The sequence below is a fragment of the Pseudomonas persica genome, from assembly GCF_900291015.1.
Lineage (GTDB): Bacteria > Pseudomonadota > Gammaproteobacteria > Pseudomonadales > Pseudomonadaceae > Aquipseudomonas.
In genome coordinates, this window is sequence record NZ_OLKL01000020.1 from 184,071 (window position 1) to 204,550 (window position 20,480).

Here is a 20,480-nt window from a genome sequence, read left to right on the forward strand (position 1 = left end):
ATGCCGCATGGCTATCGATCCCCGTTCCCTCTACCAGCAGGCCCTGACCACCCAGGGCTATGTCGCCGACCCGGCACAGGCCCGCGCCGTCGAGGCCTTGCAGACCTGTTTCCAGGCCGTCGAACAAGGCCGCCCCACCCGGGGTATTTACCTCTGGGGCCCGGTCGGTCGTGGCAAGACCTGGCTGATGGACCAGTTCCACCGCTGCCTGCGGGTACCCAGCCGGCGTCAGCACTTCCACCACTTCATGGCCTGGGTCCACCAGCGCCTGTTCCAGCTCAACGGCACCGCCGACCCGCTGCTGGCGCTGGCTGGGGAACTGGCCGGGCAGATTCGCGTGCTGTGCTTCGACGAGCTGTTCGTCAGCGACATCGGTGACGCGATCATCCTCGGCCGCCTGTTCCAGGTACTGTTCGACCAAGGCGTGGTGATCGTCGCCACCTCCAACCAGCCGCCCGAGCAGCTCTACCGCGACGGCTTCAACCGCGAGCGTTTCCTGCCGGCCATCGCCGCCATCCAGCGGCACATGCAGGTACTGCCGGTCGTCGGCGAGCAGGATCACCGCCTGCACCCCGGCGCCGAGCGCCAGCGTTACTGGGTGGCGCAAGCGGGGCAGGCCAGCCAGCTGGGCGAGGTGTTCCGCCAGCTCAGCCCGAGCGATGCGGGCCACGATCAGCCCTTGGCCATCGGCCCCCGGCAGGTGCAGGTGGTGCGGCGCAGCGCGCAGGCCATCTGGTGCCGCTTCACCGACCTGTGCGAACAGCCGCTGGCGGCCATGGAGTTCATGGCCCTGTGCGACCGTTTCCCGGCCATCCTGGTATCGGGCATCCCGGCGTTGGGTGGTGAACAGCGAGCCGGGCGCATTGCTCGCGGCACCGAGGATGCTGCGGCGCGGGTGGTGGCGGGCGACCGCGAACTGCCGGCGCTGTCGCCCAAGGACGACGCGGTGCGCCGCTTCATTGCCCTGGTCGACGAATGCTATGACCGCCGCGTGGCGTTGTACCTGGAGGCACAGGTGCCGCTGGATGCCCTCTACACTCAAGGGTATCTGGCGTTCCCGTATCAACGGACCCTGAGCCGGTTACGGGAGATGCAACTGCAACGCTTCGCCTGAAAAGGAGCCTGACCATGGAGCCGTTGTCGCATCATCTGCTGACCCAGGCCTACAACAATGGCTGGGCCAATCACCGCCTGTACAAGGCCTGCCTGCAACTCACCCAGGATGAATTCGTCGCCCCGCGCTGCAGCTTTTTCCCGTCGATCAAGGCCACCCTCAACCACCTGCTGACGGTGGACTGGTTCTACCTGCACATGCTCGAGTGCGAGCAGCGCGGCGAGCTGCCCGACGCCGACGGCGAGCGCTTCTTCGAGCCGGAGCAGCCGTTTGCCACCTGCACCGACCTGCATGCCGAGCAGGCTCAGGCCGATCACCGGCTGATCGCCTATTGCCGTGGGCTGCGCGATGGTGAACTGGGGCGCTATGTGAGCATCGTGCGCCCCGAGCGGGTGCAGCGCGAGCAACGGCTGCGCCTGCTGGCGCACTTGTTCGAGCACCAGGTGCATCACCGCGGGCAGGTGCATGCGATGCTCAGTGATACGGCGGTGAGGCCACCGCAGCTGGATGAGTTTTTCTGCGAGGAGGAGGCGGGTCTACGGGCGGCGGACTTTGCCGAGCTGGGCTGGACCGAGGAGCTGCTCTGGAAAGTGTAGGAGCCCCCTGTGGGAGCGGGTTCACCCGCGAACACCGGCGCTTGGCCGGTGCCATACACCGCGTCGCATTCTTCGCGGGTAAACCCGCTCCCACAGGGGCCAATTACTGGATCACTTACCCAGCCAGTGGACCACGCGGAACGTGAAAGGTGTTACCAGGCGTGAAACCAGCCCAGGGTAATCATCGCCAGTACCCCATAGCGGCCGGCCTTGGCCAGGGTCACCAGCAGCAGGAAGCGCCAGAACGGCTCACGCATGATGCCGGCTATCAGCGTCAGCGGGTCGCCGATCACCGGCATCCAGCTGAGCAGCAGCGACCATTGCCCCCAGCGCTGGTAGCGCTGTTGCGCACGCTCCAGCTGGGCAGGGCTGAACGGGAACCAGCGCTTGTCACGCAGGTGTTCGATGGCCCGCCCCAGCACCCAGTTGACCACCGAGCCCAGCACATTGCCCAGGGTAGCCACCAGCAGCAGGGTGGCCCAGGCCTCGGGCTGGCGCAGCAAAAGGCCGACCAGAACGGCCTCCGATTGCAGCGGTAGCAGGGTGGCGGCGCCGAAGGCGCTGAGGAACAGCGCCCACAGGCTGAGCATCAGTAGTTGGCGACCACGGTGTCCTTGCCGTCCTGGGTCACGCCGATGACCTGGTAGGCATCCTTGTGGTCACCCATTTCCATGCCGGGCGAGCCCATCGGCATGCCCGGCACGGCCAGGCCTTTGAGGTCGTTGCGCTTGGCCAGCAGGCGCACCTGCTCGGCCGGCACGTGGCCTTCGACGAACTTGCCGTCGATCACCCCGGTATGGCATGACGCCAGGCGTGGTGCCACGCCCAGGCGTTGCTTGACCGCGCTCATGTTCGGTTCGACATGGTCGTTGACGGTGAAGCCGTTGTCGCGCAGGTGGCTGATCCAGGCCTTGCAGCAGCCGCAGTTGGGGTCGCGGTAGACGTCGATGGTCTCGGCGGCCTGGACCAGGCCGGTGACGGCCAGCAGGCCCAGGGTCAACAAGTGTTTGCGCAGCATGGTGAAGCACTCCTTACAGCGGTAGGTCAGCAGCATAGCGTAAGCGGCTTGCATGATGTTCGCCGCTGGCACCTGTCAGGTAGCTGAGGCGCACGTTACAGGATTGTCAGCTGGCCGCCTCGTCGGCGCTGAGGTCGCGCATCAGCAGGGCGTAGTCGAGCGCGACCTGTTCCGGGATCGGCAGGTACACCACGTGGCCGTCACCCGGCGCCACCTCGATGGCCTGCTGCTGGCGGTCGTGCAGGCGGTGCAGGTCGAAGTGGTAGTTGCCGCGCGGGGTCATCAGCTCCAGATGGTCACCCACGGCAAAGCGGTTTTTCACTTTGACTTCGGCCAGGCCGTCGATACGCACTCCGGTCAGTTCGCCGACGAACTGTTGGCGCTCGGAGACCGAGTTGCCACGCTGGTAGTTCTGGTATTCGTCGTGCACATGGCGGCGCAGGAAACCTTCGGTGTAGCCGCGTTGGGCCAGGGATTCGAGGTTGTCCATCAGCGTGCGGTCGAACGGCCGCCCGGCCACCGAGTCGTCGATCGCCTGTCGGTACGACTGCACTGCGCGGGCGCAGTAGAAGTGCGACTTGGTGCGCCCTTCGATCTTCAGCGAGTGCACGCCCATCCCGGCCAGGCGCCCGACGTGCTGGATGGCGCGCAGGTCCTTGGCGTTCATGATGTAGGTGCCGTGTTCGTCCTCGAACGCCGGCATTTCGGTGCCGGGGCGGTTGCTCTCCTGCAGCAGGAACACCTGCTCGGTCGGCGCACCCAGACCCAGGGTCGGCTGCACTTCGCGCACGATGTCGCCGCTGGCGTTCTCGGTGGCTGGGGTGGCGTCGTACTTCCAGCGGCAGGCGTTGGTGCAGGTGCCCTGGTTGGCATCGCGCTTGTTGAGGTAGCCCGACAGCAGGCAACGGCCGGAGTAGGCCATGCACAGGGCGCCGTGGACGAACACCTCCAGTTCCATGTCCGGCACCTGCTGGCGGATTTCCTCGATTTCTTCGAGCGACAGCTCGCGCGACAGGATCACCCGGCTCAGGCCCAGTTGCTGCCAGAACTGCACACTGGCCCAGTTGACCGTGTTGGCCTGCACCGACAGGTGCACCGGCATCTGCGGGAAGTGCTGGCGTACCAGCATGATCAGGCCGGGGTCGGACATGATCAGCGCATCCGGTGCCATCTCTATCACCGGCGCCAGGTCCTTGAGGAAGGTCTTGAGCTTGGCATTGTGCGGGGCAATGTTGACCACCACGTAGAAGCGCTTGCCCAGGGCATGCGCCTCCTGGATACCCAGGGCCAGGTTGGCATGGTCGAACTCGTTGTTGCGTACCCGCAAGCTGTAGCGCGGCTGGCCGGCGTAGACCGCGTCGGCGCCATAGGCAAAGGCGTAGCGCATGGTCTTGAGGGTGCCGGCGGGGGCCAGCAGTTCGGGCTTGGCGGTAGGGTTCATGTGCGCACCGGGGCAAAAGGCGCGGATGCTAGGGCTGACAGACACGGCGCGTATTGATTTGCATCAAGGGAATAGCGGCACTTTTGCCCAGGCGCGGCGCACTAATAACGCATAAGCCATGCGAGGACCCGCGATGAACCAGACCGCCCTGCAGAACAAAGCCCTGGCAGTACTGCTGGCGCTGGTGACCATCGCCTTCATCTGGATTCTGCTGCCGTACTACGGTGCGATCTTCTGGGCGGTGATACTTGGCATCCTGTTCGCCCCGCTGCAGCGCCACCTGTTGCTGCGTTTCGGCCGCCGGCGCAACCTGGCCGCGGCGACCACCTTGCTGGTGTGCCTGCTGGTGGCGATCCTGCCGGTGATCATCACCAGCGCGCTGCTGGTGCAGGAGGGCGCCGCCCTGTACCAGCGTATCGAGCACGGGGAGCTGGATATTGCCGGTTATGTCGAGCGCGGCAAGGACATGCTCCCGGCGTTCGCCCGGCAGGGCCTGGACAGCATGGGCATGGGCAACCTCGACGGGCTGCGCGACAAGATCAGCAAGTGGGCCACCCAGGGGAGCCAGGTACTGGCCAGCCAGGCATTCAACTTTGGGCAGGACACATTCCAGTTCATGCTCAGCTTCTTCATCATGCTGTACCTGTTGTTTTTCTTCCTGCGCGAAGGCGCGGAGGTCGCCCGGCAGGTGCGTCTGGCGGTGCCGCTGCCCGAGCAGCAGAAGCGCCGCTTGCAGCTGAAGTTCAACCGTGTGGTGCGGGCGACGGTGAAAGGCAATGTGCTGGTGGCCATTACCCAAGGGGCGCTGGGCGGTTTCATCTTCTGGGTGCTGGATATCCCGAGTGCGCTGGTGTGGGCGGTGCTGATGGCGTTTCTGTCGCTGTTGCCGGCGGTAGGGGCGGGGATCGTGTGGGCACCGGTGGCGGCGTATTTCCTGCTGACCGGGGCGATATTGCCGGGGGTGATCCTGACCGCGTTCGGCGTGCTGGTGATCGGCCTGGTGGACAACCTGCTGCGGCCGATCCTGGTGGGTAAGGACACGCGCATGCCGGACTACCTGATCCTGGTGTCGACCTTGGGTGGGTTGGCGGTGTTCGGGCTCAACGGCTTCGTCATCGGGCCGTTGATCGCGGCGTTGTTCGTGTCGAGCTGGGCGATCTTTGCGGCGACCAAGCCGCAGGTGCAGTTGCCACAATAGGGCTTTACCGGCGAACTTGTCGGGTTCAGTGTAGGCGCGACACAAGGACGCTCCTACAAAAAGCCGTGCATGGATCAGGTTATGGAAAACAGGCCGAACAACAACCCCGAATACACCTACCAAGCGGTTTACCGCTACCTGCTCGAGCGGATCGAGGCAGCCCCATGCGACGTGGAACAACGCCTACCGTCGCTGCGCGAGCTGGCCCAGCGCCTGAGCGTTTCGGTGTCCAGCACCAAGTACGCCTATGCGCTGCTCGAAGATGAAGGGCGGGTGTATGCACGACCCAAGCTGGGCTACTTCACCCGCACTCGCCCATCTGCGTTGCGCGGACATTCCCCGGGCCTGCTTGACACGGTATTCGCCAGCGCCCGTCAGCCGGGTATGCTCGCCTTGGGCAGTGATGCGCCAGCCATGCTGCTGTCGCTGGAGCAGCCACTGCTGATGATCGAGCGCGAACTGGCGCGCCAGTACCCCCGTGCACAGACCCCCCTGTACCAACCGTTCGGTGAGCCGGAGCTGCGCAGCGTGCTGGCCGACCGCTACACCCATTCGGCGCAGCACTACTGGCAGGCCAACCAGGTGTTCATCGGTGCAGACCTGCGCAGCGTCCTTGAGTTGGCATTGCGCGCCCTCGGCCTCGAGGGCCAGGTGGCGCTGGTGGAGTCGCCTTGCAACTGGGCGGTATTGCGGCAGTTGCAGGCGGCAGGCATGACCATCATTGAAGTGCCATTGGGTGAAGACGGGCGTTTCGACCTGCAGCACTTCCACCAACTGCTGTGCGATCAACCGGTTCGCCTGGCCGTGCTGTCGTCGGCGGCCAACGTGCCACAAGGTGGGCTGATGCCGGCAGCAGACAAGCAGCAGATCTGCCACTGGCTGGCCGAGTGCAATGTGTGGCTTTTCGAAAACGATGCTTACGGCGAGTTGTGTTTCCATCCGGCAGCGCCACGCTACCGCGACTTCGCCGACCCCGACCGGCTGCTTGTGTTTTCTACCTTCGACAAGCTGATTGGTGCGGAGGCGCCCTTTGGCTATCTGCTATGCCGGCATCATGTCGAACGCTTGCAGCAGCTCTTTCTCGAGCGCGCCTTCCGCCTTTCACCCATTCGCCAGCGAGCGATCGCCAGGCTGTTCACCTCGCGCCGGCTTGAGCAGCATCTACAGCGGCTGCGGCCCATGTTGCAGGAGCGCCTGCAACAGATGGCGGCGCTATTGCAGAACCACGGCCAGGGTCGCCTGTATATCGCCGAGCCGCAGGGCGGGGCCAGCCTGTGGTTGCAGGCGACCTGCCCGGTGGACATGCGCCGGGTCTTCGCCCGGTTGCTGGCACAGCGCATCGTCATTGCCCCAGGCGAAATCTTCAGCCAGTGCGGCCTTTGGCGCAGCCACCTGCGGCTGTGTTGCAGCGTGGACTGGAGCAAGGATATTGCCCTGGCCCTGCAATGCCTGGTCAAGGCCATCGAGGATGAAGCTCATACGCCGTAGCAGTGTTGCAAGGTTGGAAACATGCCGTTGCGTACTTCCTGCGCATAGCGGCCACAGGCTTCGCGGATTACCTGGCTTACGTCGGCGTACTGCTTGACGAAGCGCGGTACATGAGCGCTGCCCAGACCTAGCAGGTCTTCGGTCACCAGCACCTGGCCATCGCAGGTGGGTGAGGCGCCAATACCAATGGTCGGTTTGGTGCTGGCTTCGGTGATGGCGCGGGCCACCGGCTCGGCCACGCCTTCGAGCAACAGGCTGAAAGCGCCGGCGCGCAGGTTGGCCTGCGCGTCGGCCCGTAGCGTAGCAGCACTGTCCTCGCTCAGCCCCTGGGCCTTGTAACCACCCATGGCATTGACGAACTGCGGCATCAGGCCGATGTGCGCCATTACCGGGATGCCACGGGCGACAAGGAACTCGATGGTGCTCGCCAACGCCTGGTTGGCCTCCAGCTTGACGGCATCGCAGCCGCTGCTGGCCAGTACCTTGGCGCAGTTGCGAAACGCCTGTTCATGGGACTCCTGGTAGCTGCCGAACGGCATGTCGGCGATCACGCAGGCCAGGCGGGTGCTGTCGACCACGGCGCGGGTATGGGCGATGGTCTCGTCCAGGCGCATGCCGAGGGTGGACGGTCGACCGTAGCCGACCATGGCCGTGGAGTCGCCAACCAGGATGAAGTCGACCAGCGGGTCGATCACTTGAGCGATGGTGCTGGAGTAGGCGGTCAGCGAGACGATCTTCTGCTGACCTTTCATGGCCACCAGTTGCGGGATTGTCAGGCGGCGGGTGCGGGTGTGTGTGCTCATTGGGGCTGGGCATCTCAGGACAGGGAGGGCCCATGTTTTGGCAATTTCAGCGGCAACTCAATGTACAGATTCGGGCCAGATCGCAACCCAGAACAAGGGGCCGCAAAGCGACCCCAATGCCGGCTCAGGAGGCTTGCGGCATCTCGCCCTTGGCCAGGCGCCGGTTGATGTCGGCGATCACTTCGGGCAGTTCGTTGATGGTGTCGATCAGGTAGTGCGGGCGGGAACCGGCGAACAGGGCGTGGATGCGCTGGCGCTCGCTTTCCAGCTTCTCGGTGCTCAGCGCACGGTAGCCTTCCCAGGTCAGCCCCAAGGCATTGCCCGAGCACACCAGGGCCACGGTCCACATGCCGGCGCGGCGGCCTTCGAGAATGCCCGGCACGGTGTCGTCGACCTTCACGCACGCCGCCACATCGTCGATACCCAGCGCAATCACGTTGGCCAGGGCCTGGGCCGGCCATGGGCGGCCGTTCGGGGTTTCGTCGGTGGCCACCACATGGTCGGCCACGTAGCCATTCTGCGCGGCCAGCTCCACCACCTTGTCCATCACCACCTTCGGGTAGCCCGAGCACGAGCCGATCTTCAGGCCGTCCTGGCGCAGCCCGGTGAGGGTGTCCAGGGCGCCGGGGATCAGCGCCGAGTGCACGGCGATCTTCTCGATCTGCAGCGGCATGAAGCGGTTGTAGATGGCGGTGACATCATCGTCGGTCGGGGTGCGGCCGAATACCTTGCGGTAGCGCTCGGCAATTTCCGGCACGTCGCACAGGGTGCGGATGTGGTCCCACTTGCCCATGCCCATCGGGCCGCGGGCTTCTTCGATGGACACCTGTACATCGAATTCGGCAAAGGCTTCGACAAAAATCTGGGTCGGGGCGAAAGAGCCGAAGTCGACCACGGTGCCGGCCCAGTCGAGGATGGCGGCTTGCAGCTGGGTGGGGTTGCTGTAGTTCATGTGCGCTTGTTCCTGAAGTCGGGTAGGCAAAGGGTCAGATGTCCAGCACTTCCATTTCCCGCAGCACCTCGGCCACGGCATTCACGGCGGCCTGCATGCCGTCCGCTCCGACCACGCCGATGCAGCCGACGCGGAAGGTTTCGACCTGGGTCAGCTTGCCCGGGTAGAGGATGAAGCCCTTGGCCTTGACCCGCTCGTAGAAGTCCTGGAACTGGTAGCGGGTGTCCTTCGGCGCGTGGAAGGTGACGATGATCGGCGCCTGAATCTCGGCGGGCAGGAAGCTGCGCAGGCCGAGGGCGGCCATGCCGTCGAGCAGGGTCTTGCAGTTGTCGGCGTAGCGTTGGTGGCGCGCCGGCAGGCCGCCTTCCTCGTTGTACTGCAGCAGCGCTTCGTGCAGGGCGGCGACCACGTGGGTCGGCGGGGTGAAGCGCCATTGGCCGGTCTTGGCCATGTAGGTGTGCTGGTCGTGCAGGTCCATGGCCAGCGAGTGGGCATTGCCCTCGGCGGCGCCCAGGGCGGTTTTCTCGGCGAACACGAAGCCCATGCCCGGCACGCCTTCCAGGCATTTGCCGGAAGCCGCTATCAGTGCTTCGAAGGGGATTGCGCGGGCATCGATCAGCAGGGCGCCGAACGAGCTCATGGCATCGATGATCAGGCGTTTGCCGTGGCGTTTGATGACCTGGGCGATTTCTGGCAGCGGGTTGAGGATGCCGGTACTGGTTTCGCAGTGGATCAGCGCCACGTGGGTCACGGCCGGGTCGGCGGCCAGCAGACGGTCGACGTCGGCGGCCGTGGTCGGCTGGTCTTCGGCGGTTTCGAAGGTGCTGTAGGCGCGGCCCAGCACCTTGCAGATCTTTGCCAGGCGCTGGCCGTAGGCGCCATTGATCAGCACCAGGACCTTGCCGTCACGTGGCACCAGGGTGCCGATTGCCGCTTCCACGGCGAAGGTGCCGCTGCCTTGCAGGGGCACGCAGTGGTGGCTGGCACTGCCGTCGATGATCGCCAGCAGTTGCTCGCAGACGCTGGCGGTCAGTTGATTGAAGTCGCGGTCCCAGGAGCCCCAGTCCACCAGCATGGCTTGGCGGGTGCGGGACGAGGTGGTCAGTGGACCGGGGGTCAGCAGGATCGGGGCGTTGCTCATTCCGGTATTCCTCACATGCGGTGGCGTGAAACTACGGGGCCTAGGTTGCAATTCGCGTTGCTATCAATCAAATTGTTTGTTGTTATCTCAGCTATAAGTAGGGCCGATAGGTATGAACTTGTTCCAGTTGCGCGCCTTCGATGCCGTGGCCCGCGAAGGCAGCTTCACCCGTGCCGCCGAGCGGCTGTTCATCAGCCAGCCGGCGGTGACCGGGCATGTCAAGGCGCTGGAGGAGCACTATCAGATCACCTTGCTGCGACGTACCGCGCGGCGGGTGGAATTGACCGAAGAGGGCACCCGTCTGGCGGCCATCACCCGCGCCATGTTCGGCCTGGCCGAAGAGGCGCAGGCCATGCTCGAGGCCAACCGCCAATTGCTGACCGGGCGCCTGGAGGTGGCGGCCGACGGCCCGCACCGGGTCATGCCGATGCTGGCCCAGTTGCGCGAGCGCTACCCGGGCATTACCGTCAACTTGCGTCTGGGCAACGCCCAGGAAACCCTGGCCGCGTTGCTCAGCGAGCATGCCGACGTGGCCGTGCTGACCGAGATCGAGCCGCGCAAAGGCCTGCATTTGCAGAACCTGTGCGAGTCGCGGCTGTGCGCCTTGCTGCCGGCGGGGCATGCCTGGGCCAGCGGCGCGGGCGACTTGCCGCTGGCTGAACTGCACCAGCAGATCATGGTGTTGCGCGAACCCGGTTCCACCACCCGGCGCACCTTCGACAAGGCCTGCAACAAGGCCGCCGTGCAACCTCGGGTGCTGCTGGAGCTGGATAGCCGCGAGGCGGTGACGGAAGCCGTGGCTTCGGAACTGGGGATTGGCGTGGTGTCGTCCACCGAAGTAGCCAATGACCCGCGGGTAGTGGCACGGCCGCTGGCCGGTGACGGTCTGGTCAACCAGCACCTGATCGGCTGCCTGGAGCGGCGCCGCGAACTGCGCCTGATCCAGGCGTTTCTCGGCCTGGCGGCGGGGCTGTGATGGCTGTTTTCAACGGGGCGGCCTAAGATGGCCGGCATTGAGCCGACAGGACCGTCGATGAGCGAGAAAGACACCATTTCCATGCAGCTGGTGCGCGAGGCGCTGTTGCAGACCTGCCCTGCGGGCGAGCCTGATACCGGCTTGCTGGCCCGGGCGGGTATCGCAGTCGAACAGTTGCACCTGCCCGCAGCGCGGGTCAGTGCCGAGTCTTATGCCCGGCTCTGGCGTCTGCTGGCGCGGCGCTGCAATGACGAGTTTTTCGCCATGGACCCGCGCGGTCTGCGCAGCGGCAGTCTGGCGTTCATGTGCCGAGCCAGCATGGGCCAGCCGACCCTGGGCGCTGGCCTGGAAACCGCGCTGGCGTTCCTGTCGCTGATGCTCGAAGACCTGCAGCCGAGCCTGGTGCGCCAGGAAGGTCTGGCCGAGATCGTCATCAACGAACCGCGTGACGCGCCGCGCCGGGCTTTCACCTACTTCACCTTCTGGATGATCGTGCACGGTGTGGCCTGCTGGTTAGCCGGGCGGCGCATATCGATCCTGGCCATCGACCTGCGTTGTGCCGAGCCTCCGTTCTGCGATGACTACCGGGTGATGTTCTCCGAGAACCTGCAGTTCGGCCGCCCACGCACCCGCATGATCATTGCCGCTGACTGCCTCGACCTGCCGCTGCGGCGCACGGCGGATGACCTGCAACGCTTCCTGGCCGAGGCGCCCGGCAACATCCTGGTCAAGTACCGCGACCCGGCCAGCCTGGGCCGGCGTATTCGTACCGACCTGCTGCACCTGGACCCTGGCCTGTGGCCCGATGCCGACGCTCTGGCGCGACAGTTGAGCCTGTCGCCTTCCACCCTGCGTCGGCGCCTGGCGGAGGAGGGGCAGACCTACCAGGGCCTGAAGGACAGTGTACGCCGCGAGTTGGCGATTGCCTGGCTGAGCCAGGCCGAGCCGCCGATGGCCGAGCTCGCCGAGCGCCTGGGCTTTGCCGATACCAGCTCGTTCTACAAGGCGTTCCGCAAATGGTTCGGCTGCAACCCCGGGCACTACCGTGCGCTGATCCAGGCGCGTGACGCCGGGCGCTAAGGGGCGCTTCGGCTTCGGCCTGCTGCTGTTGCAGCAGCCAAACCGGTCATCCAGATTGACAGCTTTGGCCATTGTCGCCACGCCTGGGCGGCGCGAACATCATCGGACCGATGGTTCAACTCCAAAAACAAGAAACCAGGAGTCCGACGATGCGCGATTACACCGAGGCCGCTCGTGCGTTCGACCATGACCAGGCTGCTGCGGCGGCGCTGCATGGCAACCTCGAAACCCTCAATGCCTGTGTCGAATGCTGCGACCGCCATGCCGGTGAGGGCAAGACCGCACTGGTCTGGGAAGACCGCGAGGGCAACAGTGCGCGGTTGAGCTTCGATCAGTTGCAGGTGCTGGCTGCCCGTTTTGCCAATGTGCTCAAGGCACAGGGCGTGGGGCCCGGCGACCGGGTCGCTGGCCTGATGCCACGTACCCCGGAATTACTGGTTACCATCCTCGCCACCTGGCGCCTCGGGGCGGTGTACCAGCCACTGTTCACCGCGTTCGGCCCCAAGGCCATCGAGCACCGTGTGGAACAGTCCCGCGCCCGCGTGGTGGTCACCGACAGCCACAACCGCGCCAAGCTGGACGATGTGCACGCCTGCCCGACCATCATCACCGTCAACGCCCGCAGTGGAGAGCTGGACTTCCAGCAGTGTCTGGAGAGTGCCGCAGACGGGTGCGAACCGGTGATGCGCTCGGGCAACGACCCGTTCCTGCTGATGTTCACCTCCGGTACCACCGGCCCGGCCAAACCGCTGGAGGTGCCGCTGCGGGCCATCGTCGCATTCCAGGGCTATATGCGCGATGCCATCGACCTGCGCCCCGAGGACAACTTCTGGAACCTGGCCGACCCGGGCTGGGCCTATGGCCTGTATTACGCGGTCACTGGCCCGCTGTCGCTGGGCCATGCCACCACCTTCTACGATGGCCCGTTCAGTGTTGAAAGTTGCGCGCGGGTGATCGAAAAACTGGGCATCACCAACCTGGCCGGCTCGCCCACCGCATACCGCCTGCTGATTGCCGCCGGGGATGACTTTGCCGCGCCGATCAAGGGCCGCCTGCGAGTGGTCAGCAGCGCCGGAGAGCCGCTCAACCCTGAAGTGATCCGCTGGTTCGCCGTCCAACTGGGTGTGACCATCCACGACCATTACGGGCAGACCGAACTGGGCATGGTGCTGTGCAACCACCATGGCCTGCAGCACCCGGTACACCTCGGCTCGGCCGGTTTCGCCATCCCCGGCCACCGCATCGTGGTACTGGACGAGCAGGGCAACGAACTGCCCCCCGGCCAGCCGGGCATCCTCGCGGTCGACCGCGAGCAGTCGCCGCTGTGCTGGTTCGCGGGCTACCACGGCCTGCCGACCAAAGCCTTCGTCGGCAAGTACTACCTCAGCGGCGACACCGTCGAGCTGAACCAGGACGGCAGCATCAGCTTCGTCGGTCGCAGTGACGACGTGATCACCACTTCCGGCTACCGGGTCGGCCCGTTCGACGTGGAGAGCGCACTGATCGAGCACCCGGCGGTGATCGAAGCGGCGGTGATTGGCAAACCGGACCCCGAGCGCACCGAGTTGATCAAGGCCTTCGTGGTATTGGCCAGCGGTTACCAGGGCAGCGCCGAGCTTGAAGAGGCTTTGCGCCAGCACGTGCGCCAGCGCCTCTACGCCCATGCCTACCCAAGGGAAATCGAATTCGTCAGCGAGCTGCCCAAGACCCCGAGCGGCAAGCTGCAACGCTTCATCCTGCGCAACCAGGAAGTCGCCAAACAACAAGCGCAACAGGCCACCCCTGCCAGCGCCTGAAAGGAAACCGATCATGCAAATAGCCAACAAACACTTCATCGTCAGCGGCGCCGCCTCCGGGTTGGGTGCTGCTACCGCACAGATGCTGGTCGAGGCCGGCGCCAAGGTCATGCTGGTGGACCTCAATGCCCAGGCCGTAGAAGCCAAGGCCCGTGAACTCGGCGACAACGCCCGTTTCGCGGTGGCCGACATCAGCGACGAGCAGGCCGCCCAGGCGGCGGTCGATGCGGCTGTCAGCGCCTTTGGCAGCCTGCACGGGCTGGTCAACTGCGCCGGCATCGTCGGTGCCGAAAAGGTCTTGGGCAAACAGGGCCCGCATGGCCTGGCCAGCTTCGCTAAGGTCATCAACGTCAACCTGATCGGCAGCTTCAACCTGCTGCGCCTGGCTGCTGCGGCCATGGCCGAAGGGGCTGCCGATGAGGGTGGCGAGCGCGGGGTGATCATCAACACCGCCTCCATCGCCGCTTATGACGGCCAGATCGGTCAGGCCGCCTACGCAGCTTCCAAGGGGGCCATCGCCAGCCTGACCTTGCCGACCGCCCGTGAACTGGCGCGCTTCGGCATCCGTGTAATGACCATTGCCCCTGGCATCTTCGAAACGCCGATGATGGCCGGCATGACCGAGGAAGTGCGTGCCTCGCTGGCTGCCGGCGTGCCGTTCCCGCCGCGCCTGGGCCGCCCGCAGGAATACGCCGCGCTGGCCCGTCACATCATCGAGAACAGCATGCTCAACGGCGAGGTGATTCGCCTCGACGGTGCACTGCGCATGGCTGCCAAGTAAGGAGAACGAACATGACCCTCGCCAATGACCCGATCGTTATCGTCAGCGCCGTGCGTACGCCCATGGGCGGCCTGCAGGGCGACCTCAAGAGCCTGACCGCACCGCAACTGGGCAGCGCGGCCATCCGTGGCGCCGTGGAGCGCGCCGGCATCGATGCCGCCAGTGTCGAACAGGTGCTGTTCGGCTGCGTGCTGCCGGCAGGGCAGGGGCAGGCGCCGGCGCGCCAGGCCGCGCTGGGTGCCGGGCTGGACAAGCACACTACCTGCACCACACTGAACAAGATGTGCGGTTCTGGCATGCAGGCGGCGATCATGGCCCATGACCTGCTGCTGGCCGGCACCGCCGATGTGGTGGTGGCCGGTGGCATGGAAAGCATGACCAACGCCCCGTACCTGCTGGACAAGGCCCGTGGTGGCTACCGCATGGGCCATGGCAAGATCATCGACCACATGTTCATGGACGGCCTTGAGGACGCCTACGACAAAGGCCGCCTGATGGGCACCTTTGCCGAAGACTGCGCCCAGGCCAACGCCTTCAGCCGCGAAGCCCAGGACCAGTTCGCCATTGCCTCGCTGACCCGCGCCCAGGCCGCGATCAACAGCGGCCGGTTCGCCGCCGAGATCGTACCGGTGGAAGTCACCGAGGGTAAGGAAAAACGCGTCATCAAGGACGACGAACAGCCGCCCAAGGCGCGCCTGGACAAGATCTCGCAGCTCAAGCCGGCCTTCCGCGAAGGCGGCACGGTGACCGCCGCCAACTCCAGCTCGATTTCCGACGGCGCTGCGGCGCTGGTGCTGATGCGCCACTCCGAAGCCGACAAGCGCGGCCTCAAGCCGCTGGCGGTGATCCACGGCCACGCCGCCTTCGCCGACACCCCGGCACTGTTCCCGACCGCACCGATCGGTGCCATCGACAAGCTGATGAAACGCACCGGCTGGAACCTGGCCGAGGTCGACCTGTTCGAGATCAACGAGGCGTTCGCCGTGGTCACCCTGGCGGCCATGAAGCACCTCGACCTGCCGCACGACAAGGTCAATATCCATGGCGGCGCCTGTGCCCTCGGCCACCCGATCGGCGCTTCCGGCGCGCGCATCCTGGTGACCCTGCTGTCGGCCCTGCGCCAGAACAACCTGCGCCGTGGCGTGGCAGCCATCTGCATCGGCGGTGGCGAGGCCACGGCCATGGCTGTCGAATGCCTGTACTGAGGTGAACCATGCTGGTAACTGACGAGCAACAACAGATCGCCGACGCGGTGCGTGCCTTTGCCCAGGAACGCCTGAAGCCGTTTGCCGAGCAATGGGACAAGGCGCACCGCTTTCCCACGGAGGCCATCGAGGAGATGGCCGAGCTGGGCCTGTTCGGCATGCTGGTGCCGGAGCAGTGGGGCGGCAGCGACACCGGCTACGTGGCCTATGCCATGGCCCTGGAGGAAATCGCCGCCGGTGACGGCGCCTGCTCGACCATCATGAGCGTGCACAACTCGGTGGGCTGCGTGCCGATCCTGCGTTTTGGCAGCGAACAGCAGAAAGAGCAGTTCCTCACCCCGCTGGCCAGCGGTGCGATGCTCGGTGCCTTCGCCCTGACCGAACCGCAGGCCGGTTCCGACGCCAGCAGCCTGAAGACCCGTGCACGTCTGGATGGCGACCACTACGTGCTCAATGGCAGCAAGCAGTTCATCACCTCCGGGCAGAACGCCGGGGTAGTGATCGTGTTCGCCGTGACCGACCCGGACGCCGGCAAGCGCGGCATCAGCGCCTTCATTGTGCCCACCGATGCGCCCGGCTACCAGGTGGCCAGGGTCGAGGACAAGCTCGGCCAGCACGCCTCCGACACCTGCCAGATCGTCTTCGACAATGTGCGCGTGCCGGTGGCCAACCGCCTGGGCGCCGAAGGCGAGGGCTACAAGATTGCCCTGGCCAACCTCGAAGGCGGCCGCATCGGTATCGCCTCGCAGGCGGTGGGCATGGCCCGTGCGGCGTTCGAAGTGGCGCGCGACTACGCCAACGAGCGGCAGAGCTTTGGCAAAGCGCTGATCGAGCACCAGGCCGTGGCCTTCCGCCTGGCCGACATGGCAACGAAAATTGCCGTGGCCCGGCAGATGGTGCTGCACGCCGCCGCGCTGCGTGATGCCGGGCGCCCGGCATTGGTGGAGGCGTCGATGGCCAAGCTGTTTGCCTCGGAAATGGCTGAAAAGGTCTGTTCCGATGCCTTGCAGACCCTGGGCGGTTATGGCTATCTGAGTGACTTCCCGCTGGAGCGGATTTACCGCGACGTTCGGGTTTGCCAGATCTACGAAGGCACCAGCGACATTCAGCGCATGGTCATTGCGCGCAATCTTTGAAGGAGCAGACTGCATGGCATTCGAAACCATCCTGTTGGACATCCACGGCAAGGTCGGCCTGATCACCCTCAACCGCCCGCAGGCGCTGAATGCGCTGAACGCGCAGATCGTCGGTGAGATCAATCAGGCCCTGGACCAGCTCGAGCGCGACCCGAACATTGGCTGCGTCGTGCTGACAGGCTCGGCCAAGGCCTTTGCCGCTGGCGCCGACATCAAGGAAATGGCCGAGCTGCAATACCCGCAAATCTACGTTGACGACCTGTTCAGCGATGCCGACCGCATTGCCAACCGGCGCAAGCCGATCATCGCTGCGGTGTCCGGCTTCGCCTTGGGCGGCGGCTGCGAGCTGGCGATGATGTGTGACTTCATCCTGGCGGCGGATAACGCCAAGTTCGGTCAGCCGGAGATCAACCTCGGCGTGCTGCCGGGCATGGGCGGCACCCAGCGCCTGACCCGCGCGGTGGGCAAGGCCAAGGCCATGGAGCTGTGCCTGACGGGTCGCCTGATGGGGGCCGAGGAAGCTGAGCGTGCTGGCCTGGTGGCGCGTATCGTGCCGCAGGCGGAGCTGGTGGAAGAAGCGCTGAAGGTGGCGGCGACCATTGCCAGCAAGTCGATTCCGGTGAGCATGATGGTCAAGGAGAGCGTGAACCGTGCGTTCGAAGTCACCCTTAGCGAGGGGGTGCGCTTTGAGCGGCGGGTGTTCCATGCGGCTTTTGCTACCGAAGACCAGAAAGAGGGCATGGCTGCGTTCATTGCCAAGCGTGAGGCGCAGTTCAAGGATCGCTGATTGGAATCGGCATTGCCGTTGCTTTTGCTTCTAAGCGCGCGATAGTTCAGGCGCCGCTGATTGCGACTTCAGGAGGCTGAGCGAAGGGCTTGCGGAGGGAGGTGACGGGCATGGATGCCCGTCAAGCGCTGAGGCCCCATGGATGGGGCCTGCAGCGCGTCCTCCCGGGAGCAAGCCCGTAGCGAGGGGACCCCGGAGCGCAGCGTAGGGGCCGGATGATGGGAGCGGACGGTTTTTGGTTCCTTTTTGCCACGACAAAAAGGGACCCGCCGTAAGGGCGGAAAGGTGACTTGGCGCCCCCCGCTTGAATGAATGTCTACTCGATGTGAATGCCCACATCATCCAGAAAAGCCAAAAAGCTTAAGTGTCGGTCTCGATATAGCGAACAGTTCGTTTGCGATGGCGACGCTTACTCACCTTTTCGCCCTTACGGCGAGTCACTTTTTGTCAAACGCGACAAAAAGTAACCAAAAAACGCTGCGCTCCCANCCCTTACGGCGAGTCACTTTTTGTCAAACGCGACAAAAAGTAACCAAAAAACGCTGCGCTCCCATCATCCGGCCCCTCCGCTGCGCTCCGGGGTTCCCTCGCGCCGGTCTTGCTCCCGGGAGTACGCGCTGCAGGCCCCATCCATGGGGCCTCAGCGCTTGACGGGCATCCATGCCCGTCACCTCCCTCCGCAAGACCTCTGCTCGGCCTCCTGAAGTCGCGAAGATCAAGATCAAGATCAAGATCAAGATCAAGATCAAGATCAAGATCAAGATCAAGATCAAGATCAAGATCAAGATCAAGATCAAGATCAAGATCAAGATCAAGATCAAGATCAAGATCAAGATCAAGATCAAGATCAAGAGCCAGAGCCAGAGCCAGAGCCAGAGCCAGAGCCAGAGCCAGAGCCAGAGCAGAGGGCGCCGACTGGCGGAATGTGGGCAGCGGAAGCAAATTCGCACCCAATTGCAGTTGCTCCACGCGACGTGGCGCCTTAGACTGCCGCCCCCTGTAAAAGAGTGCCAGTTGGCGCTTGAAGAATTCCGCTGCCGATGCCAAGGCGCCGGCGGCACCCGAATCGCCCAAATGCACATTTTTTCATAGAGAAATCGATGACCAAGGAACAGTTGCTGGCCATGTCGGCCGATGACTACATGAACGCTGACCAGCTGGCTTTCTTCGCTGGCCTGCTGCAGGCGATGAAAGTCGAAACCCATGAACGCATCGAGCTGAGCCGTGCCACCATCGAAGGCCTGGACACCCCGTCGGATCCTGCCGACGTGGCTTCGGTCGAAGAAGAGCGTAGCTGGCTGGTGAATGCCATCGACCGCGACCAGCGCCTGCTGCCGCAGCTGGAAATGGCCCTGGACCGTATTGCCGACGAAAGCTTCGGCTGGTGCGATGACAGCGGTGAGCCGATTGGCCTGAAGCGTCTGCTGATCAGCCCGACCACCAAGTACTGCATCGAAGCCCAGGAGCGCCACGAGCAGCTCGACCGCCACCAGCGCCAGGTGTAACCCCGCGCGCTGTGCCAAGCCCCACGGAGCGATCCCTGGGGCTTTTTGCGTTTCTTGCCGGCAGCGGTTTTATTGCCCTGCATGTAACACTGCTGTACCGGGATGCACTGTTTCCATGCCGCGAGCAGGGGTATCATGGCTTTATCGTTAGGGTGCTAATTAAATTCCGGAGGGAATTATGAATAGCCGGGTCGATGTAGCCGTGATGATTGGTTCGGGTGTGCCGGCCACACTGCGGGCGCTGGGTAAACGCATCTGCTGGGTGGTGCTGGTCAATGGCGAACGCCGTGGTACCGCATTCGCCACGCGTGAAGAGGCGCTGGAGTGCCAGGCAGCTTGGCAGCAGTTGAAGAAGGGCCTGGCCGCCTGAACCTATTGAATGCTACCAGCGAGCGAACGGAGTGTTGTTCGGGCCGTTCCCCTGCAAGAAATGCACTTTGCCTCTCGACGGATTTCGGTGTTTTCGTGCATATTCTTCCCCCAGTAATGCGCTGATGAGTTGCAGGGCCCGCTCTCACGTGCGCTCTGGCATGGCCTGCCGCATCTTTTCTGGCGGTCTTGCTGTCAGACATTACGCTTCCCGAATCGGGAATATGCCGAAAGCCTGTACTTGAGGCCAGATCTGGCAAGCCAGAGTAAAGATTCCTGCACGCTGCATCGCCAGCGGGTGCAGACATTTCGCATATCGCTCTATTACTCTTTTCGCCTATCGATAAGAAATGGCCGTGCCTCACCGAGCTTGGGTGAGGGCGGGTTGTAACCGGTTGAGGATTACTCCATTGGCAGTCAGCACTCTTGATACCCATGCGTTGTTCGCCCTGGGCGACTTGCGCGGTAAATTGGCCCAGCTGTTTCAGGGCCGCTTTGTCTATGTCACCGAACAGAATCCCGAAGGCCTGTACATGGCCGAAATCGACACCGAAAGCGCATTGGTGGTCGATGACAAGCAGCGTTTGGAACTGAAGGTCGGCGACCACTTTCGCGCCGCCGTACTGCCCAGCCGCGAAGGCGGCAAACTGGAAATGCGCTTTCGCGAAATCAAGCTGAACGTATATGGCGTGGGCGACTACGCCTTCGTGTCGGTGCCCGAAGGCGAGGGCATTGTATTTCGCGAAGGCCACGGTGTGATGCTGGTGTTCGCCGCGCAGCAACAAGTGCAGGAAGGCTTGGGCAAGTTGCTCAAGGCGGTGACCGGCAAGGTTGCCAAATGGCGCAAAGGTGAGCTGACCACCTTCAAGGCCAGTGAATGACCCACAGTGACGACGCGCCTGCAACGCGTGCCGAGTTCCATCGCCAGCACCAGGCGGATGCCGTGGCCGAGGCCGAGCGTTTGCTGGCCAGGCGCGAAGAACTGCAAGGCGCCTGGTTGAACTGGGTGGCAGGCGAATTATACCGCCTCGGCCCGCCGCCTTATGTGGCCATGGTCCGGCGCGAGTTGCAGCGCCTTGGCCAAGGGTGAGGTG

Annotated in this window: 22 protein-coding genes; 16 read left to right on the forward strand and 6 right to left on the reverse strand. The window is 64.3% G+C overall.

Annotation, left to right across the window (positions count from 1 at the left end; genetic code table 11):
* Positions 1 to 7 precede the first annotated feature (7 nt).
* Positions 8 to 1,114 carry a cell division protein ZapE gene (gene zapE / locus FQ664_RS11135; protein ID WP_144171962.1) on the forward strand — a complete coding sequence of 369 codons (1,107 nt, stop codon included), beginning with the start codon at positions 8 to 10 and terminating at the stop codon, positions 1,112 to 1,114.
* Positions 1,115 to 1,128: 14 nt separating this feature from the next.
* Positions 1,129 to 1,710, forward strand: a complete 582-nt coding sequence (locus FQ664_RS11140) for a DinB family protein (RefSeq protein ID WP_144171963.1) — start codon at positions 1,129 to 1,131, stop codon at positions 1,708 to 1,710.
* 152 nt (positions 1,711 to 1,862) lie between these two features.
* On the opposite strand, the gene FQ664_RS11145 is transcribed toward FQ664_RS11140, so the two are convergent.
* The 3 genes from FQ664_RS11145 to trhP all read right to left on the reverse strand — a co-directional run bounded on the left by FQ664_RS11145 (position 1,863) and on the right by trhP (position 4,169).
* Positions 1,863 to 2,300 carry a YqaA family protein gene (locus FQ664_RS11145; RefSeq protein ID WP_013971818.1) on the reverse strand — a complete coding sequence of 146 codons (438 nt, stop codon included), beginning with the start codon at positions 2,298 to 2,300 and terminating at the stop codon, positions 1,863 to 1,865.
* Positions 2,300 to 2,728: a DUF411 domain-containing protein gene (locus FQ664_RS11150; RefSeq protein ID WP_144171964.1), complete on the reverse strand. Its 429-nt coding sequence runs from the start codon at positions 2,726 to 2,728 to the stop codon at positions 2,300 to 2,302. The genes FQ664_RS11145 and FQ664_RS11150 overlap by 1 nt, the downstream gene beginning before the upstream one ends.
* A gap of 106 nt (positions 2,729 to 2,834) precedes the next feature.
* On the reverse strand, positions 2,835 to 4,169 hold the full coding sequence (gene trhP, locus FQ664_RS11155) for a prephenate-dependent tRNA uridine(34) hydroxylase TrhP (RefSeq protein WP_144171965.1): 1,335 nt from the start codon (positions 4,167 to 4,169) through the stop codon (positions 2,835 to 2,837).
* Between the two features lie 133 nt (positions 4,170 to 4,302).
* On the opposite strand from trhP, the gene FQ664_RS11160 reads away from it, so the two are divergent.
* Entirely contained in the window at positions 4,303 to 5,367 is a 1,065-nt protein-coding gene (locus tag FQ664_RS11160; protein WP_144171966.1) for an AI-2E family transporter, read from the forward strand.
* 81 nt (positions 5,368 to 5,448) lie between these two features.
* The gene (locus FQ664_RS11165) at positions 5,449 to 6,855 is read left to right on the forward strand and encodes an aminotransferase-like domain-containing protein (RefSeq protein ID WP_144171967.1); all 1,407 of its coding nucleotides are present in this window, start codon (positions 5,449 to 5,451) and stop codon (positions 6,853 to 6,855) included.
* Here the strand turns inward: FQ664_RS11165 and panB are convergent.
* From panB to FQ664_RS11180, 3 genes are all read right to left on the reverse strand, one after another.
* A complete protein-coding gene (gene panB / locus FQ664_RS11170) occupies positions 6,843 to 7,658 on the reverse strand; it encodes a 3-methyl-2-oxobutanoate hydroxymethyltransferase (protein ID WP_144171968.1) in 816 nt (271 codons plus the stop codon). The two genes, FQ664_RS11165 and panB, sit on opposite strands and share 13 nt — an antisense overlap.
* Positions 7,659 to 7,782: 124 nt before the next feature.
* Entirely contained in the window at positions 7,783 to 8,610 is an 828-nt protein-coding gene (gene phnX, locus FQ664_RS11175; RefSeq protein ID WP_144171969.1) for a phosphonoacetaldehyde hydrolase, read from the reverse strand.
* A gap of 34 nt (positions 8,611 to 8,644) precedes the next feature.
* A complete protein-coding gene (locus tag FQ664_RS11180; RefSeq protein ID WP_144171970.1) occupies positions 8,645 to 9,751 on the reverse strand; it encodes a 2-aminoethylphosphonate--pyruvate transaminase in 1,107 nt (368 codons plus the stop codon).
* Between the two features lie 112 nt (positions 9,752 to 9,863).
* Here FQ664_RS11180 and FQ664_RS11185 point away from each other — a divergent pair, with 112 nt between their 5' ends.
* From FQ664_RS11185 to FQ664_RS11245, 12 genes are all read left to right on the forward strand, one after another.
* A complete protein-coding gene (locus FQ664_RS11185) occupies positions 9,864 to 10,727 on the forward strand; it encodes a LysR substrate-binding domain-containing protein (RefSeq protein WP_144171971.1) in 864 nt (287 codons plus the stop codon).
* A 57-nt stretch (positions 10,728 to 10,784) separates the two neighbouring features.
* The gene (locus FQ664_RS11190) at positions 10,785 to 11,807 is read left to right on the forward strand and encodes an AraC family transcriptional regulator (RefSeq protein ID WP_144171972.1); all 1,023 of its coding nucleotides are present in this window, start codon (positions 10,785 to 10,787) and stop codon (positions 11,805 to 11,807) included.
* 149 nt (positions 11,808 to 11,956) lie between these two features.
* Positions 11,957 to 13,603 (forward strand): acyl-CoA synthetase, encoded by a 1,647-nt coding sequence (locus FQ664_RS11195; RefSeq protein ID WP_144171973.1) that lies wholly within the window; start codon positions 11,957 to 11,959, stop codon positions 13,601 to 13,603.
* Positions 13,604 to 13,616: 13 nt separating this feature from the next.
* Positions 13,617 to 14,384: an SDR family NAD(P)-dependent oxidoreductase gene (locus FQ664_RS11200; RefSeq protein ID WP_144171974.1), complete on the forward strand. Its 768-nt coding sequence runs from the start codon at positions 13,617 to 13,619 to the stop codon at positions 14,382 to 14,384.
* An 11-nt stretch (positions 14,385 to 14,395) separates the two neighbouring features.
* On the forward strand, positions 14,396 to 15,589 hold the full coding sequence (locus FQ664_RS11205) for an acetyl-CoA C-acyltransferase (protein ID WP_144171975.1): 1,194 nt from the start codon (positions 14,396 to 14,398) through the stop codon (positions 15,587 to 15,589).
* Between the two features lie 8 nt (positions 15,590 to 15,597).
* Positions 15,598 to 16,725 (forward strand): acyl-CoA dehydrogenase, encoded by a 1,128-nt coding sequence (locus FQ664_RS11210; RefSeq protein WP_144171976.1) that lies wholly within the window; start codon positions 15,598 to 15,600, stop codon positions 16,723 to 16,725.
* 13 nt (positions 16,726 to 16,738) lie between these two features.
* Positions 16,739 to 17,512, forward strand: coding sequence for an enoyl-CoA hydratase (locus FQ664_RS11215; protein ID WP_050704987.1), 774 nt, complete (start codon positions 16,739 to 16,741; stop codon positions 17,510 to 17,512).
* Positions 17,513 to 18,172: 660 nt separating this feature from the next.
* Positions 18,173 to 18,604 (forward strand): hypothetical protein, encoded by a 432-nt coding sequence (locus tag FQ664_RS27220; protein ID WP_178090979.1) that lies wholly within the window; start codon positions 18,173 to 18,175, stop codon positions 18,602 to 18,604.
* A gap of 8 nt (positions 18,605 to 18,612) precedes the next feature.
* Entirely contained in the window at positions 18,613 to 19,017 is a 405-nt protein-coding gene (locus tag FQ664_RS11230; RefSeq protein ID WP_003259022.1) for a TraR/DksA family transcriptional regulator, read from the forward strand.
* Between the two features lie 178 nt (positions 19,018 to 19,195).
* Positions 19,196 to 19,387, forward strand: a complete 192-nt coding sequence (locus FQ664_RS11235) for a hypothetical protein (RefSeq protein WP_144171977.1) — start codon at positions 19,196 to 19,198, stop codon at positions 19,385 to 19,387.
* Positions 19,388 to 19,796: 409 nt separating this feature from the next.
* Entirely contained in the window at positions 19,797 to 20,267 is a 471-nt protein-coding gene (locus FQ664_RS11240) for a hypothetical protein (protein WP_063913966.1), read from the forward strand.
* Positions 20,264 to 20,476, forward strand: coding sequence for a hypothetical protein (locus tag FQ664_RS11245; protein ID WP_144171978.1), 213 nt, complete (start codon positions 20,264 to 20,266; stop codon positions 20,474 to 20,476). The genes FQ664_RS11240 and FQ664_RS11245 overlap by 4 nt, the downstream gene beginning before the upstream one ends.
* Positions 20,477 to 20,480: the final 4 nt, after the last annotated feature.